17 protein-coding genes are annotated in these 16132 nt (G+C 38.0%); 4 read left to right on the top strand and 13 right to left on the bottom strand.

Annotated elements, in window-relative coordinates:
* Positions 1–109: 109 nt before the first annotated feature.
* On the bottom strand, positions 110–289 hold the full coding sequence (locus tag CVD27_RS20025; RefSeq protein WP_101649792.1) for a hypothetical protein: 180 nt from the start codon (positions 287–289) through the stop codon (positions 110–112).
* Positions 290–395: 106 nt separating this feature from the next.
* Positions 396–830, bottom strand: a complete 435-nt coding sequence (locus tag CVD27_RS20020; protein ID WP_101649790.1) for a MarR family winged helix-turn-helix transcriptional regulator — start codon at positions 828–830, stop codon at positions 396–398.
* 162 nt (positions 831–992) lie between these two features.
* Between CVD27_RS20020 and CVD27_RS20015 the strand changes: the two genes are divergently transcribed.
* On the top strand, positions 993–2504 hold the full coding sequence (locus CVD27_RS20015; RefSeq protein ID WP_257984438.1) for an MDR family MFS transporter: 1512 nt from the start codon (positions 993–995) through the stop codon (positions 2502–2504).
* A 47-nt stretch (positions 2505–2551) separates the two neighbouring features.
* On the opposite strand, the gene CVD27_RS20010 is transcribed toward CVD27_RS20015, so the two are convergent.
* From CVD27_RS20010 to CVD27_RS19995, 4 genes are all read right to left on the bottom strand, one after another.
* Positions 2552–2920 carry a gamma-glutamylcyclotransferase family protein gene (locus CVD27_RS20010; protein ID WP_257984437.1) on the bottom strand — a complete coding sequence of 123 codons (369 nt, stop codon included), beginning with the start codon at positions 2918–2920 and terminating at the stop codon, positions 2552–2554.
* A 229-nt stretch (positions 2921–3149) separates the two neighbouring features.
* Entirely contained in the window at positions 3150–4517 is a 1368-nt protein-coding gene (locus CVD27_RS20005) for a dipeptidase (RefSeq protein ID WP_101649786.1), read from the bottom strand.
* Positions 4518–4665: 148 nt separating this feature from the next.
* Positions 4666–4947: a hypothetical protein gene (locus tag CVD27_RS20000; protein WP_101649784.1), complete on the bottom strand. Its 282-nt coding sequence runs from the start codon at positions 4945–4947 to the stop codon at positions 4666–4668.
* Between the two features lie 128 nt (positions 4948–5075).
* Positions 5076–5777, bottom strand: a complete 702-nt coding sequence (locus tag CVD27_RS19995) for a YoaK family protein (RefSeq protein ID WP_101649782.1) — start codon at positions 5775–5777, stop codon at positions 5076–5078.
* A 511-nt stretch (positions 5778–6288) separates the two neighbouring features.
* Between CVD27_RS19995 and CVD27_RS19990 the strand changes: the two genes are divergently transcribed.
* Positions 6289–8115 carry an APC family permease gene (locus CVD27_RS19990; RefSeq protein ID WP_101649781.1) on the top strand — a complete coding sequence of 609 codons (1827 nt, stop codon included), beginning with the start codon at positions 6289–6291 and terminating at the stop codon, positions 8113–8115.
* 119 nt (positions 8116–8234) lie between these two features.
* On the opposite strand, the gene CVD27_RS19985 is transcribed toward CVD27_RS19990, so the two are convergent.
* Entirely contained in the window at positions 8235–8993 is a 759-nt protein-coding gene (locus tag CVD27_RS19985) for a hypothetical protein (protein ID WP_180960371.1), read from the bottom strand.
* Between the two features lie 150 nt (positions 8994–9143).
* Positions 9144–9734, bottom strand: a complete 591-nt coding sequence (locus CVD27_RS19980; RefSeq protein ID WP_101649862.1) for a thermonuclease family protein — start codon at positions 9732–9734, stop codon at positions 9144–9146.
* Positions 9735–10114: 380 nt separating this feature from the next.
* On the opposite strand from CVD27_RS19980, the gene CVD27_RS19975 reads away from it, so the two are divergent.
* On the top strand, positions 10115–10555 hold the full coding sequence (locus CVD27_RS19975; protein ID WP_101649779.1) for a cell wall hydrolase: 441 nt from the start codon (positions 10115–10117) through the stop codon (positions 10553–10555).
* Positions 10556–11018: 463 nt separating this feature from the next.
* Positions 11019–11735: a CAP domain-containing protein gene (locus tag CVD27_RS19970; protein WP_101649778.1), complete on the top strand. Its 717-nt coding sequence runs from the start codon at positions 11019–11021 to the stop codon at positions 11733–11735.
* 88 nt (positions 11736–11823) lie between these two features.
* On the opposite strand, the gene CVD27_RS19965 is transcribed toward CVD27_RS19970, so the two are convergent.
* The 5 genes from CVD27_RS19965 to purT all read right to left on the bottom strand — a co-directional run bounded on the left by CVD27_RS19965 (position 11824) and on the right by purT (position 15822).
* Positions 11824–12741, bottom strand: coding sequence for a VOC family protein (locus tag CVD27_RS19965; protein WP_101649777.1), 918 nt, complete (start codon positions 12739–12741; stop codon positions 11824–11826).
* 118 nt (positions 12742–12859) lie between these two features.
* Positions 12860–13384 (bottom strand): hypothetical protein, encoded by a 525-nt coding sequence (locus CVD27_RS19960; RefSeq protein WP_101649776.1) that lies wholly within the window; start codon positions 13382–13384, stop codon positions 12860–12862.
* 17 nt (positions 13385–13401) lie between these two features.
* Positions 13402–13857 (bottom strand): hypothetical protein, encoded by a 456-nt coding sequence (locus CVD27_RS19955; RefSeq protein WP_101649775.1) that lies wholly within the window; start codon positions 13855–13857, stop codon positions 13402–13404.
* A gap of 9 nt (positions 13858–13866) precedes the next feature.
* The gene (locus CVD27_RS19950) at positions 13867–14388 is read right to left on the bottom strand and encodes a CBO0543 family protein (RefSeq protein WP_101649774.1); all 522 of its coding nucleotides are present in this window, start codon (positions 14386–14388) and stop codon (positions 13867–13869) included.
* 267 nt (positions 14389–14655) lie between these two features.
* Positions 14656–15822, bottom strand: a complete 1167-nt coding sequence (gene purT / locus CVD27_RS19945; RefSeq protein WP_101649769.1) for a formate-dependent phosphoribosylglycinamide formyltransferase — start codon at positions 15820–15822, stop codon at positions 14656–14658.
* Positions 15823–16132: the final 310 nt, after the last annotated feature.

Raw genomic sequence — 16132 nt, 5'->3', positions numbered from 1 at the left:
CTATTAAGCATATGAGAATTACATGAGAAACAAAAGGGACCAATCTGATAACAGATTGGACCCTTTTGTTCATATTTTAACTATCAATGCATTTATCCACCATCATTAACTACCCTTTATAATATAATAAAGCAATTAGGAAAATAATTAATCCAATTAAGAAAATTGGACCAAGACTTGTACTGTATACAAAGTAGATTTTAATATGAAGAATGGCATGAACAATAAGAATGATTAATAAGATACAAAGCAGAAAAATGGTTAACTGTACATTTTTATTTCGCTTCAAATCACATGCTCCCTTCTAGACACTTGCAGGGACACTAGATGTACCAACTTCCATTTATTTCTTATATACATATTTTAGGTTAAATTGAATTATTCCTGCATTGATATCATGTCTCCTCTTTCAAATGCTCAACCATTCGCCCAAGTAAATCGCTTAGAACCAATATTTCCTGATCATTATAAATATGATACGTCTGGGCATTAAAATCATTTCGTAACGATTTTAATTGCTCATAAACACGAATTCCTTCCTCAGTTATTTTCACACGAGTTCGTCTTTTATCTTCAGGATCTTGAAAAATAGTAACTAAATTTGATTGCTGCAGACGATGAATCATTCCGGTCATATTTTGTTTCGTCACCAGCATTTCTTCTTTTAGTTCACCAATGGAAATTTCACCTCTATTAATAATTGTTCTAAGAATAACCCACTGCTGGATGCTATTAAGTCCAACATCGGTAACCATCTTGGCTCCATATCTGCTTAAGAGATTGGATAGTCTAAAAATATCTAACGTAATGTTTGTTTTTACTTCTTCCATACAAACCTCCGCCTTCGTCAATTATTGACTATCTTAAAGAAGTAGATACAATTAGTCAAGTTGTTGACTAATTTGGAAGGATAACTTAAACTAATTTAGTCAACATCTTGACAAATAAAAGGAATTTTTTTCATTATTTTTAAAAAATGAAGGAGACAAAACATGCCAAACACAACTACTAATCGTAAAATGGTAACTGTTGCAATGCTGGTTGCAATTCTATTAGTCGCCATTGATGTCACGGTTGTCAGTACGGCCATGCCGCGGATTGTCAGTGATCTCAGCGGGTTAAAATTAATCAGCTGGGTATTTGCGATCTATACTCTGACCACTTCTGTAACAACACCCATTTACGGTAAATTAGCTGACTTATTCGGCCGAAAAAAAATCTTTATCATTGGAGTCATTTTGTTTGTGGCGGGCTCCATGTTGTCAGGTGCAGCTCACACAATGACTCAATTAATCTGGTTTCGCGCCTTTCAAGGAATTGGTGCAGGTGCGGTTATGCCGCTAACCTTTACCATTATTGGTGATCTCTACCCTGGTGAACAACGTGCCAAAATGCAGGGAGTATTTAGTGCGGTTTGGGGAATCGCCGGTCTCCTTGGTCCATTAGTAGGAGGATTCTTTGTCGACCAAATCAGCTGGCGTTGGATTTTCTATATTAATTTGCCGGTCGGTTTAGTCTCACTAGTGTTAATCACTGTCTTCTTCAAAGAAACCGTTGAATTGAAAAAGGACCGTAAAATTGATTATTTTGGAGCCATTACGTTTACCATTGGAATTTCAACTCTATTATATGCGCTACTAAATGCTGGTCCTGGGCAGAAATATGCATGGAATTCGACAGCCATTTATATTCTTTTTGCTGTTTCGGTGATCTTTATTGTGCTGTTTGGCTATATTGAAACCAAAGTGAAGGAACCAATGCTTCCGCCATCATTATTTAAGATTCCAGTTATCCTCGTTTCCAATCTCATCGGTTTCCTAGCAAGCTCAGTCCTAATAGGAGTTAATGTTTATTTACCTATGTGGATTCAGACGATTCTTGGACACAGTGCGACGAGCTCAGGACTTACACTGATGCCAATGTCGATCGCCTGGCCTTTGGGTGCCACTTTTGCCGGTCGGTATATGTATAAAATTGGCTCTAAATTAACCGCTATCCTTGGTGCGGTTTTGATTGCCCTCGGTGGAACATGGCTGCTGGCTGTGGAACTTGACTCACCGTATTGGTATTTTGTCGGGGTTATGATTGTCATTGGTCTTGGCATGGGTTACGCTACCACTCCAACAACCGTTCTCGTTCAATCGGCGGTTGGCTGGCAAATGCGTGGTGCGGCAACCGCATCAAACACCTTTACTAGATCCATTGGCCAAACGGTCGGGGTTGCTGTCTTTGGAACGATTTTTAACAACTCCCTGATTACTTATGGAAAAGAACATACGGGTGGAGGATGGAGCGGAGGAAGCAATATTAGTAATGTCTTAAGCTCTGATACCATTAATAAGCTGCCTGCTAACGTCATTACGATGATTCATGAGGCGCTCGCCCATGGTATGCACTTAGTGTTCATTCTCGTGTTCTTTATCGTGGTCGCTAATCTCATCGCTACTTTCTTCCTTCCTTCACACAAGAAGGTCATGGAGCATCAAAAGCAAGTTCAACATTAAACGTAAAGCCGCCCTTCTTGGCGGCTTTCTTTGTACGCTTACTAGGATCAGGATCTGTAAAGCTTCCAATCACCTGATTCGATAGGATTTTTCAACAGTGTTTCCTGATGTTCGGCAATAAAATAAAGATAGGTTTCTATTTTACCAGTATCATAAAAAACAACTTGCTTTTTTCGGTTGTATAAATTGTTTCTATCATTCGGACGGTAATCTTCTAATTCATCCAGTCTATGAAGCTGCTCTTCAGATATAAGGTAGATTTCACCATAGACTTTATCGTTTATTGATTCCTTTAGTGCAGGGTATCCGAGACCTGTGTCAAAAAGGCGGCCATTCGTCCATGCTTGAGGGGCGATTAGTGTGGCTTCCTTCAGTAAAAAATGATTAGTTTCATTCTTTCTTAAGGTTCCGTACACGAAAACATAAATATCGTTCAGAGGATTTCACTCCTTTTGATCAATTCCTTCTCCATCCTAGGATTATATTAAGCTCCAACACTTTTATCGGCGCTTTTTATTGATTTATCAGCACTTTTCAGTGACTTATCAGCGGAAAATAAAATTTATCAGCATAATCCCATTTATCAACGGATTTCATCTCATTAAAACGCCTGTCATCACCCCACAGGTGGTGACAGGCACCATTTTACTTATTAAGACGTTCGAAAAAGGAACAAATGGTTAGAATGCCTTTATCAAAGTTTTCTAAGTTAAAATGTTCATTCGGTGCATGAAGGTTTTCATCTGGCAAACCAAAGCCCATTAAAACAACCGGCGCATTTAGGGATTGGTTGAAATCCGATACAATTGGAATCGAACCACCTTCTCTTTTGTAAACAGGTGCTTTCCCATAGACGTTTTCATACGCTTCGGCCGCTTTTTGGATCATTGGACTGTCGATCGGTGTTAAAAAAGGATTGCCTGTATCTTGTAGCGACACATTCACCGTGCATCCTTTTGGTGTATGCTCTTCCAGATGCTTTTTGATCAATCCTTGAATCGTTTCAGGATTTTGATTGTGGACTAAGCGGCAGGTGATTTTGGCATGTGCTTCGTTCGGAATGACCGTTTTTGTCCCTTCGCCCTGAAATCCTCCCCAAAGACCGTTTATTTCTAATGTAGGCCGGGAACTGATTCTCTCCGGGTAAGGGAAACTGTGTTCTCCACCCGTAAAATCTGTTAATCCTAACGATTTTTTTAGTTTTTCTTCATCAAAGCCCAAGGCTTTTATTTGTTCCTTTTCAAATTCCGTCAATTCCACGACATCATCATAAAAATGGTCCACATTTACTTTACCGTTTTCATCATGAAGAGTAGAAAGCAGCTGTACTAATAGATGGTTGGCGTTTTGAACTCCTCCGCCAAACATGCCTGAATGCAAATCAGAATTAGCGGTTTTAAGGGAAAATTCCAGTGCACATAGACCTCTTAGAGAATAGGTGATGGCTGGAACACCTCTGTCCCACATATCCGAATCAGAAATAATAACCACATCACAGGATAATTTCTCTTTGTTTTCGGATAAAAATGGCGGAAGATGTGGACTTCCGATTTCTTCTTCTCCTTCGATGCAGAATTTAACGTTGACCGGTAATTTATCTTCTAATTTCAATAATGTTTCAACTGCTTTGATATGTAAGAATGTCTGCCCTTTGTCGTCGGTTGCGCCTCTGGCAAAGATCTTTTCATCACGGATCGTTGGTTCAAACGGAGGCGTTTCCCATAAATGAACTGGATCAACGGGCTGTACGTCATAATGACCGTATACTAAAACTGTTGGGGCGTTTTCTTGATGAAGCCAGTCCGCATAGATAATTGGATGACCTTTTGTCTGGATGATTTCCACATGTTCCATTCCAATGTTTTTTAATTTATTGGCAATCCAGGAGGCTGCTTGTTGAATGTCCTCTTTATGCTCAGATAAGGAACTGATGCTTGGAATGCGGAGCAGTTCTTTTAATTCCTCAACATTCTCATTGTGATTAGTTGATAATACTTCGGATAAATTACTCATGTTATCACCTTTTCAAATTTATTTCCTATTGTTATTTTATACAAAAATTGAACGGTACCACAACCAATGTACCGTTCAAATTGACATATATTATTACTATTGCATATTTCGATTTATTTATAAAAAATAATCCAACCATAGCATTGGATTATTTTCTTAGTAGTTTTTCAATTTCCGTTTCTACATTAAAAAGCCGTTTGTTTAAGGCATCTGTTTTATCATCTGTATATTGAATCATTTTTTCTGTGTGATCACCGATACTTTGGATCAAATTCTTTTGTAGTTTTTCTTGTCCGTTTTTTACTTCCTTTACGTATAGGTGCAATTTCAATTGACCTGATTCTAACTTTTGTTGACCAGTTTCTAAATTTTCCAGACGAGTGTTCATTTTTTGTAATTCATTGAGGATTAGTTTAAAGCTCTCTTCCATTTGAACTTCCCCCAGTTTAGTGATTATATTTATATTATTTACCTTATTTCCGAACATACTTTCTTATATCTATTATAACAAACGTTCCAAAACCTGTCATGCCCAATCAAAAATTTTCCATTTATCTTTTATCTTATTTTTGACCTAAGGTTTTCACTCAAATAACCTCTATCCCGGTGATAAAGAATAATAGCAATCACTAAAATTCCTCCAGCTATATAAATAGATGGATTTCCAAAATAAGTGGTAGAAAAGGTTCCTGTCAGCGCACCAAATATAAAAGAAAGAATAATCACAAAAAATTCTTTAAATTGTTTCCTTGCTTCAAGATCATTTTCCTTTATTGCCATGTAGGCGGCTTGTGTCGCCGTTCGAAGGTTACCTGTTGTCATCGTTGAATTGTAGGCCCACTTGTCCAGCTTATTGAACGTAGAAATTTGTAAAGAGGAGACAAAGGCAATACATACGGTAACCACTATGTTAGGTACACTTTTAGGCAACAGACCTACAGTTATCAATACCAGACATTCCAAAATCAGAATGGACCTTCGATAGCTATGCAATACTTCTCTTATTTGAGGAATTTTCACCATTTCTGAAACCAACACGCCCATTATGAATGCCAAGATAGGCGGAATAAAATGCAAAACGCCTCTCCATTCCTTATTTGCTGCTTTTACAGAGAGCAGTACCATATTTCCCGTTTGTGCATTAGCAAACACCCCATCACGACTGATAAAGGTGTAAGCATCTAAAAAACCGCCTACGATGGCTAACAAAACACCCAAATAGATGGAGTTGGACGATAACGAAGGAATTCTATATTTCATTAATTTCACCTTATTCTTTTACAAAAGTGCTTTGTTAATCTTTCAAAGAAAGCAGGATTAAACCCCATTTTTTTAAGATAGGGTTATCTACTTGGGAAATTTCTATTCAATCCTCTTAAGCAAAAACCACACACTTATTTTTACAATTGCGCATTCTTATGTAAGATAACAGAAGGAAACTTATTTAAATAATATAAATCATTCTTTCTAGGTTATATTGGTAAATAAATTTCATATTAATTAAAAATCAAACCTAAAATCGTTTATTCATCCAGAAGTGGGTGAATCCTTCGTTCAAAGGAATCTCTATAGTTCGAACCGATACCAACCTCATAAGCGTTCAGGGAGGCGTTTATTTGCTCTGTGTCGTAATTTTAGGAACAGTAAGTAAAAGCTTAGTGTTCTTTTTTGCGTTTGCTTTTGATCAATGATTTTCAAAAAGTCTTTGCGGGTATGATAATCCTATACTTAATAGATAGCAGTTCCATTGCTTAAATTATGGGGGTACTTTATGCGTTATTCAATATTTAAACGGGCCTTAATTGGGAAACCGCTAAAAACAAGTGAATTAGGCGAACAACGATTAGGAAAATTAAAAGCACTTGCCATACTGTCATCAGATGCTCTATCTTCCGTGGCATACGGTCCGGAGCAAGTTATCATTGTGTTATCCACCTTAGGTCTAATTGCTCTCTGGTATTCCATACCGATTGGTGTAGGTGTCCTCATCCTTTTAGCTGCACTAATTTTATCCTATCGTCAAATTATCTACGCTTATCCTCATGGCGGGGGTGCTTATGTTGTTTCGAAGAGTAACTTGGGGAAAAATGCAGGACTTGTAGCAGGCGGTTCGTTATTAGTCGATTATATCTTAACAGTAGCCGTAAGTGTTTCAGCCGGAACCGATGCGATTACATCCGCTTTTCCTCTCTTACATCCCTATAATGTCGTAATCGCTTCCTTTTTAGTTATTGTGATTACGATTTTGAATCTCAGAGGGATTACGGAATCAGCTAATGTCCTTGCCTATCCGGTTTACTTATTTGTCTTGGCTTTACTTCTTCTGATTGGAGTGGGTCTATGGCAAATGGTTAGCGGACAGATTCCTTTCCATCTACATACACCAATAGGAACAGCTGTTCCCGGTATAAGTCTATTTTTTCTATTGCGCGCCTTTTCATCAGGCTGCTCGGCTCTAACAGGAGTGGAAGCTGTTTCAAATGCTGTTCCGAATTTCAAGGAACCTGAAGCTAAAAATGCAGTCCATACTTTAATGATCATGGGATTCATTTTAGCGGTTCTATTTTCGGGAACGATGTTTCTAGCTTATTGGCTTGGAATTTCTCCTAAAGCAGAGGAAACGGTTGTTTCCCAAATGGCCTCTCATATTTTTGGGAGAAACTTTCTTTATTATTTTATCCAGGGAACAACAGCTCTGATTTTGGTACTTGCTGCGAACACAGGATTCTCTGCTTTTCCGATGTTAGCGGTTAACTTTGCCACAGACAAGTATATACCGCGAATGTTCCTAAACCGCGGCGATCGACTTGGCTATTCAAATGGAATTCTTACTCTAAGTGTGGCATCCATTTTATTGATTATCATCTTTAGAGGGGCAACCGAACAACTGATTCCTCTTTACGCAGTAGGTGTGTTTATCCCTTTCACACTGTCGCAAACAGGTATGATTGTGAAATGGATTAGAGAGAAACCTTCTGGTTGGCTGCCGAAAATGACCATTAATCTAATTGGCGCACTGATTACTTTAACGGTTGTAATTATTTTCTTTGTCACAAAATTTTCTCAAGTCTGGTATATTCTCATCTTCTTACCGCTGATCGTCTTTATTTGCCATCGAATTAAAAGGCATTATGATGCCGTTGGTGAACAACTGAGGATTACAACGGGTGATGGGGCTCTTCCGTTAGAGGGTAACATTGTCATTGTCCCGGTTGCTGGGATTTCTAAGGTTGTAGAAAACTCATTAAACTATGCGAAGTTAATTGGTGACTCCGTCATTGCTGTTTATGTGGCTTTTGACCGTGAGAGTGAAAAACAAATGGAGGATCAATGGAAGGAATGGCAGCCAGATATTCGTCTTGTGACTTTGTATACCTCCTACAGAAGTTTATTACGACCGATTGCACGATTTATCGAAATCGTGGAGGAAAAGGCAAATGAACAAAAGTACACACTTACAGTATTGATTCCTCAATTTATTACAAAAAAAAGATGGCACGATTTCTTGCATAATCAATCAAGCTTATTATTACGACTCTACCTCATTTATCAAAAAAATGTGATTGTTTCAACTGTACCATTCCGATTAAAAAAATAGTTAAAAAAATACTAGGGATTCCAAAAGTTATTTTTGGAATCCCCTTTAATTAGGTTCAAAATTACTTTACTAGCGTATAGGATGGGATTAGTAATATTGATTTTACTTGTTCCTCCCTGTTATAGGATTTCTCTATTTTCTGTTAAACATTCTTCTTCAGGGTGCATGGTAAACTGTTTCCATATTTCATTCCGCGCTTTGCGGAATTGGGCAATTTCGACGTCCGTTCCATTGGTTAATGTAAAAAATATCATACAATAATCAACCCCGTCATTTCCGCGAAAACAAATTTTTTTAACATATGAATAGGCTATTGTTGGATTTTTTTTGTGAATTAATTTGCACCAATTTCCATATTTCACCTCTACCACTGCTTCCGCATCATGACTCCATCCATGGTAAGGTGCACAAAGAAAGTCTTCTTCCATCCTGCTTAAATCTGATATTCGATAACCTTCATTTTCTTGAGCAAGCATAATGAATCCGTAAGAATAGCCAAAATACTCCGCCTTTTTGCTCTCTGACCCTTCAATCGTTTCCACTTCATAAAAAAACTTGATTCCTCTTTTTTCGTCTGGGACTCTACAAAGCTTGATTAAACTTGTATGGCGTATTCCAGTAAATAACTGAAGATAATCCTCATAGCTTAGTTTTTTTTGATATTCTTTAGACAAAAAATTATAGGCAAGTGGAAATGGTAAACTTCCCTGACCGATTGAACCGCAGCCTCGATCACCAATAAAGACTGCTTCACGTAAAATGCTAAAATAGTGGAGAAGGGTGTCTTCAGGGGTGGTTGTCAATTCTGGAGATAATTGGATTTGTTCATGGGTTTTATCATAATAAGGTGTGAAGGACTCCCATGTGTCAAATCTCAAATTTAATGCAGGTAAGCATGATGGTCTAAAATATTTTTGATGGTAAGAAGTTATGTCCATTTGATTTCGTAAAAACACATTCATCACCCATATTTAGTTTATGGGTGACCGTATTTAATGTGAAAGGCCGCCATTTTGTTATTAAATCATTTATGAAGGCGCACACCCATTAAATCCCCATTCTCTTACAAAATTCGGTTTGCTCCAGATGTTTAATTGGCCCCTTTGGGCAAGACGCTCATCCTCCCGATATAAAGAAAGATATTTATAGGGTGGGTTCATGATATATGCCACTCGTGCGAATCCTTCTCTTAACAGTGTTTCTTGAACCGATTGGCCATCGACATATACATAGGCTAATAGCCGGCCATAGGAATCCCTAATGTTCCCCTTCTCATATTCTATTGTTAACGAGCCGCTCATCACCAGTTCTTCATTTCTAAAAAAAGCTTCCTTTGCATAGGGCTGGACACACATCTTCGGCTTTTTTGATTCCGGGGTATCCATTAGTAAATAGCGCACCGTTTCGATTTTCCGCTGTACTCTTACTTTTATGGTATCTCCATCAATGGTATCCACTAATGTGACAGGGATTTGTAAGGATTCGTCTGTAAGTGAGGTGCTATGTAAATCCTGCTGAAGATTGACCCTTGGTGTTAGTTCTTCTTGCTTACTAGGCGAAGGATTTAGAGCTATAAGCGTTGTGGCTGTTACTAGTGTTACTCCTGTTATTTTTTTCACCAAAACAATACCTCCCTATTTATGATTCATCATCCTTGATATATTGGTTAGATGATAAATAGGACAGGTTGTGAATAAGAAAAAATAAGGGTTTTGTGATCAATAATTTTAAATAAGTCTAGTCTTTTCCTATGTAAGAACTTATTCGCCTTTGTTCTGACTGATAAAAGTGGGTCTCAACCCCTAAAGGAGATCTTCCCCCCCGTGGTTCCGACTAATAAAAGTGGCCGAACTTCAGTTTCATTTGTCTTAATCCCAGTAATGAAGGACACCTGTTCACTTTCATGTACTCTTAAGAAGTAAATGAAAAGTAATTTTATTTGAAATACGTCAACATCAATGTTGGCTTTTTTTCATACAATTATTTTGGAGGTGAAATCATGCCACGAGCAAATTACCGAACTTCAGACGTAAGTTTAATGGCAAGGATGATGCGAGCAGAAGCCGAAGGTGAAGGAAAGCTTGGAATGTTATATGTTGGAAATGTCATTGTTAATCGACTTGTAGCAAATTGTTTAGACTTTAAAGGATTAAGAAGCATTAACTCAGTAATTTTTCAAGTACAAGGTGGAAATTTTTCCTTTGAAGCTGTTCAAAAAGGAAATGTTTTTTATCAGAGAGCGAGAACATCAGAAAGAAGATTAGCCAAACAGAATTTGGATTATTGGAGACAACACCCAGGGAAATATGCCCTTTGGTATTTTAATCCACATGCTCCATGCCCTCCCACATGGTACGGTCAACCACAATCCGGCCAATTTAAAAATCATTGTTATTATGAACCAAAAGCTGGAACATGTGACAGTGTTTACCGCGGTTAGAGAAGCAACAAACAGCCTCTAAAATAATCCAATCAATATATATCGATAAGAAAGCAAAAAAGAAGCTGAAAAAAATATACTTCAGCTTCTTCTTTTTGCCCGGCCTCTTATTTGACCACATGCACCGAAATCCCAATTGACCTCAAATATTTCTGGTACTTGTTTACTCCTCTGTAAGCTTTGATACCCTTCTGAAATATATGTAAAAAAACTCTGGTTTTCTAAACTTTGTCAACCCCTAATTTAACTGGAAATTTTCCCATTTTTTCAAAATAGTAGGTTTACCTATTAATCTAATGAAAAAGAAACGAAAGTAGCAACAGATAAGGTTTCTAACGTAGTTTTATATAATAGGAATCTCCTGTGTTGCTTTGACTGTAAAATCATCCCAGAAATATGACAAAAATTATATGTTAGGATAAGCATGTGTTCGCTAGTCATATTTAAGACAGGAGGATCTTACATGTTATTAAGTAAAACCATTCTTACTTTAGCCGCTTCGGGTGCCTTATTCGGAGCAAATCCAACACTAAACCAAGCTCATTCATCTACTGCGCCTGTACAGCAGAAAACCTATACGACCCAAGGAACCAATGTAAATTCCGATGAGATTAACAGAATGGTAGAAGCATATTTAAGTAAAATGGAATCGAATTCTCAATCTAACGTTAACCAAACACAGCCTGCTCAACCAACCCAGGAGCCAACAAAAGCTGTTACTCAGCCTGAGCAATCCGTAAACACAAAGCCAGTACAGCAGTCAACCGCTGGTACAACCAATACCACACAAACAAGCAGCACATTAAGTGCTTTTGAACAAAAAGTGGTTGATTTAACGAATCAAGAACGAGCTAAAAATGGCCTGCCAGCCCTTAAAGCAGATACAACACTGAGTAAAATGGCACACGAAAAAGCCCGTGATATGTCGGCAAACAACTATTTTAGCCACACAAGTCCGACTTACGGATCACCTTTTGATATGATGAAAAAATTTGGCATCACCTATAGCTATGCTGGTGAAAATATCGCCATGGGACAGCAAACGCCGCAGGAAGTGGTCAATGCATGGATGAATAGTGAGGGGCACCGCAAAAACATTCTCAGCCCGAACTTCAACTATATAGGCGTTGGCTATGTCGCTCAAGGAAATTATTGGGTACAGGATTTTATTGGTAAATAAAATAGTCCTTAAGACAGCCTAGCTAACTAGTCTAGGCTGTTTTTTTCTATTATATAACTTGTCGACGTTTCATAAACCAGTGAACCAGTTATGATCCCTTGTATGCTTTCTGTAATTCCACAAGATCAAATTTCTTCATATTCATAAATGCTTTCGTTACACGTGCAAGCTGCTCAGGTGTGCCCTTGCTCATCATCTCGTCCATCTCAGTTGGCACAATCTGCCAGGATAGACCAAACTTATCTTTCAGCCAGCCACATTGCTCGGCTTCAGGAACTGCCGTAAGGTTTTCCCAGTAGTAATCAATCTCTTCTTGTGTGTCACAGGACACCATAAAGGAGATGGCCTCATTAAAACCGAATTGATGCTCATGCGCGCTATCCATTCCGGAAAACCACTGATTTTCAAACATGAAATCCGAGAACATGATTGTTCCTTCTTTGTCAGGTTCCATGCCTTTGGGAAAGCGGGCGATAAGTCCCTGCTTTGCGTTCTTAAATATTGATAAATAAAAATTAATCGCTTCTTCTGCCTTACCGCATTTATCACCGACAAACATAAATGATGGCACGATGGCCGGCCGCTCTTCACCTTCGGGATTGGTAAGGATTAACTGCCAAGACAAACCATATTTATCCTGAATCCAGCCATACCTTTTACTGAACGGATACTGATCCAGCGGCATTAACGCTGTGCCGCCCTCGGACAATTTGTTCCATACCTCATTTATTTTTTCGCTCGCATCTTTTTCTCGCGATGGGTCAAAATTAACGATGAAAGATATCGACGGATTGATCTTGAAATAAGGTCCTGCGCTGATTGCCATAAACTTCTGCCCCCATAGCTCAAAAGAGACGATATCGCTGTCGCCTGAGGGCGTGTTGTGAATTGTTTTTACATTTGTAATTTTTGAGTCTGGAAATATGGAAGCGTAAAACTCGGCTGCTTCCTTTGCCTCCTTGTCATACCATAAATGCGGAACAATTTTTTGCTTTATTTTTGACATACTTAAACCTCCCTACTTACTAGAGACCAAAATTCAAATGGAAAGAAATTCGTTATCATTCCCATTTTATTTTACCTCTTCTCTATTACTTTTCTATAGAAAACTCTTCAAATGATAATTATGTGTTTTTATGCTGAAGTTTGAATTCTACCTTTTTCTTATGGTGGAAAAGAAGAAACTCATAATAGGATAGGAATAAAGAAATAACTAGCAAATAGGTGGGGAAAGAATAAACCAATTTCCAACCGTGATAGGTAAAGATATGCAATCTTACAATGACAAATTCAAAACAAATCGCAATGAGGGACCAAATTAAAATATAAAGGACCATCTTCATTCTCTTCGGTCGTAACCATTCATAGAAATACACACAGAGATACCCAAACGGAACATAGACCCCGCTTAAAAGAATATCAAACACCTCATACCTCTCCGAATCATTAATTCGATAAACATCATAAGGCGATATGGCAGCAATGCTATGGTCAATAATGTTTGGAATGGCCAAACTTAATAGGACAATTAAGTAAGAAACTTCAGCAGGCATTCTTTTAGGCAGCCTCACCAAAAAAATACTCACAACCAGAACAATAATAATAAACCATTCATTTTGATCAAAGTGTTTCGGTAAGTATAAAAACATGGGTACCAAAACTCCTCTTACATAAATTTTTTCCTGAAATGCATCCATAAAAAATAAGAAATGAGTAGAATAAAGGACTTTTCAATAAAAGAAAAGACAATATTCCAGTTTACCTCATGAAGAACCCCCAGTTTAAGCAAAACATATTCATCCAGCATTAAAATTAATATTTCCACGAAAAGAACGGTATAAATGGCTACTTTTCGATTAGTTCTTAACAAAGCCTCAAAAAAGAGCACGATCAAAAGGGGTAAAAGTATTAATCGATCAAAGGCATATGCCCAAAAATCCCCTAAATTCGTCGATACTTTTAACCAGGTTAAATTCACGTAGATGATCCAAGATAACGGGTGCATGAGCAGCCAGACGACAAGCCATATAAAAATAATTTCAAAAATATGCAATTTTTTTGGTGTAACACAATAAGATATGAGAATTAATAAAGTGATGGATGAAATGATGGATATAGTCATAAGCTCCCCTTATTTCAACAAGTTATGGGATAAATCAAAAATATTCCATAAAATACTGAGCCACATAATTGAAAATGCCCAAGCTAACAGTGGTTTCGTATGATGGATCCACAGAATCACAAACATAACAAGATCAAAAATCATTGACCACCACATATTCCATCCGTAGTAGTGCTTAATTCCTTTATAGTGAAGATTAATGTACTCCATAGTTAAGTAAATGAGAACCCAAAAAAGGATCCATAAGATCTGCTTACCTTTTTCCATAGGAAATTTTCCTAGATAAATCAAAATCGTAGAGGGGTAAATGACGAACATGACAAGGAAATTGATGACTAAATGTCCAAATAATATCTTCTCTCCAAGGACAGTTTCTTGATATTCCCACATTCGATGGTCATGAAATAAGGTGTTCTTCAAAAGGTCCCCACCGATAAAAAATAGGATGGTAGGGTAATATCTCCTCCAATTTTTCCAATCTCCCCATCTTATAGTTGCAAGTAAAAATAACCCCGCTTGTAAAAGATGCATTTTGTAACCACCCAACAATTTTTCTATATTGTTATCATTATTTCTAAAGAGAAAGAGATTAATCAAAGAAGATTAAAATAGAATGCATGTACCGCATCATTTTCGATGGTGATACTTATTTTATAAAGATGTTTATAAAGATGTCTACCTAGAAAAATTAAAGGGACCACACGTTTAAACTAGTGTGGTCCCAGGAATACGATTTTTTGTTTGCATCCTTTAAGTCTCCTTTTTCAAGTTGTATTTCTTCGGCGTCGTAAATCGCACTTATTCGTGAGTAACCATCATCTTGCTGGCCGCTAAAGCGGCACGCTTCCTTGCCTCTTCGACTGATTCTCCGCTGCTTAACACGACTGCCATCCGGCGTCCCACTTTTGTAGCCGGTTTTCCAAAAACCCTAACCTGTGTATCGGGGATAGATAAGCTTTCAGGGATTCCTGCTATTTGGTAGGTATTGCTTTCTTTCGTTGCTTTAATTGTATGACTTGCACCAGGTTTCAATAGCTGAACAGTTGGAATCGGGCAGCCTAAAATCGCTCTAATATGTAAAGCAAATTCGGATAGGTCCTGCGTTACCATTGTAACCATCCCGGTATCATGAGGCCGTGGTGACACTTCACTAAAATAAACACCTTGTGAAGAGAGAAATAATTCAACTCCAAAAAGTCCATACCCTCCAAGAGCATCGGTGATTTTTTTGGCGATATCTTGCGCTTCAATGATTTGTTCGGTTGACATGACATGCGGCTGCCAGGATTCAATATAGTCACCATCTTTTTGGACATGTCCGATTGGAGCACAGTAGGTGGTTCCTGAAATGGAACGGACGGTTAGCAGGGTAATTTCCGATTCAAAATGGATAAATTCCTCCACAATCACTCGAGTTTTTTTTGCCCTTCCTCCTGAGATAGCCTCGTTCCAAGACCATTCTATATCCTCGATTGAGCGGCAAACGGTTTGCCCTTTTCCAGATGAACTCATGATGGGTTTAATCACGCATGGAGTCCCGATTTCGTTTACAGCAACCCTTAATTCCTCTAAGGTGTTCGCAAAAGCATATTTCGCTGTAGGCAGACCGAGCCCTTCACTTGCCAAGCGTCGAATTCCTTCCCTATCCATGGTCAAGTTCACGGCTTTAGCCGTTGGTACAATGCGGAATCCTTCTTTTTCAAGGTCGATTAAGGTTTCTGTAGCGATCGCCTCAATTTCAGGAACGACCAAATCCGGCTTCTCTTGTTCTATTACACTAAGAAGTTCTTCTCCATTTAGCATGTCCACCACATAGGAACGATGGGCTACCTGCATTGCCGGAGCGTTTTTATATCGGTCTACAGCTATGGTCTCAAGTCCTAAACGCTGAGCCTCGATGATCGTCTCTTTTCCAAGCTCACCTGAACCGAGTAACATTACTTTTTTGGTCTGGATACCAAACATCTAATACAACCCCTTATCGTTTGTCTTTTGATAATATTACCCCATATTTTCATATGATTCAAGCAACATTTTTGATTAAAACACGAACGTTATTTTATATTTATTCTATTTTATTCGCCTTTTATTTTGTAAGCGTAACCTTTAATCAAAACTTGCATTAACATGTTTGGGTACATGGTATGTACTCTACTTCCTTTTTTGATTTACAGTCTTCACTAAGCTCTATTAACTACCCTGCTGTTTCTTATTTTTTGTATTCAGGCGTCCATGAGATTTTTTAATTATTCAAAGCATCATTAAAATAGCCAAG

Origin of the sequence: Neobacillus cucumis, assembly GCF_002860255.1 — a bacterium.
Lineage (GTDB): Bacteria > Bacillota > Bacilli > Bacillales > Cytobacillaceae > Neobacillus > Neobacillus cucumis_A.
This window is presented reverse-complemented; position numbering and strand designations above follow the sequence as displayed.

Coding starts and splice junctions, on each gene's coding strand:
- CVD27_RS20020 (WP_101649790.1), bottom strand. CDS start 830: ATGGAAGAAGTAAAAACAAACATTACGTTAGATATTTTTAGACTATCC.
- CVD27_RS20015 (WP_257984438.1), top strand. CDS start 993: ATGCCAAACACAACTACTAATCGTAAAATGGTAACTGTTGCAATGCTG.
- CVD27_RS20005 (WP_101649786.1), bottom strand. CDS start 4,517: ATGAGTAATTTATCCGAAGTATTATCAACTAATCACAATGAGAATGTT.
- CVD27_RS20000 (WP_101649784.1), bottom strand. CDS start 4,947: ATGGAAGAGAGCTTTAAACTAATCCTCAATGAATTACAAAAAATGAAC.
- CVD27_RS19995 (WP_101649782.1), bottom strand. CDS start 5,777: ATGAAATATAGAATTCCTTCGTTATCGTCCAACTCCATCTATTTGGGT.
- CVD27_RS19990 (WP_101649781.1), top strand. CDS start 6,289: ATGCGTTATTCAATATTTAAACGGGCCTTAATTGGGAAACCGCTAAAA.
- CVD27_RS19975 (WP_101649779.1), top strand. CDS start 10,115: ATGCCACGAGCAAATTACCGAACTTCAGACGTAAGTTTAATGGCAAGG.
- CVD27_RS19970 (WP_101649778.1), top strand. CDS start 11,019: ATGTTATTAAGTAAAACCATTCTTACTTTAGCCGCTTCGGGTGCCTTA.
- CVD27_RS19965 (WP_101649777.1), bottom strand. CDS start 12,741: ATGTCAAAAATAAAGCAAAAAATTGTTCCGCATTTATGGTATGACAAG.
- CVD27_RS19960 (WP_101649776.1), bottom strand. CDS start 13,384: ATGTTTTTATACTTACCGAAACACTTTGATCAAAATGAATGGTTTATT.
- CVD27_RS19955 (WP_101649775.1), bottom strand. CDS start 13,857: ATGACTATATCCATCATTTCATCCATCACTTTATTAATTCTCATATCT.
- CVD27_RS19950 (WP_101649774.1), bottom strand. CDS start 14,388: ATGCATCTTTTACAAGCGGGGTTATTTTTACTTGCAACTATAAGATGG.
- purT (WP_101649769.1), bottom strand. CDS start 15,822: ATGTTTGGTATCCAGACCAAAAAAGTAATGTTACTCGGTTCAGGTGAG.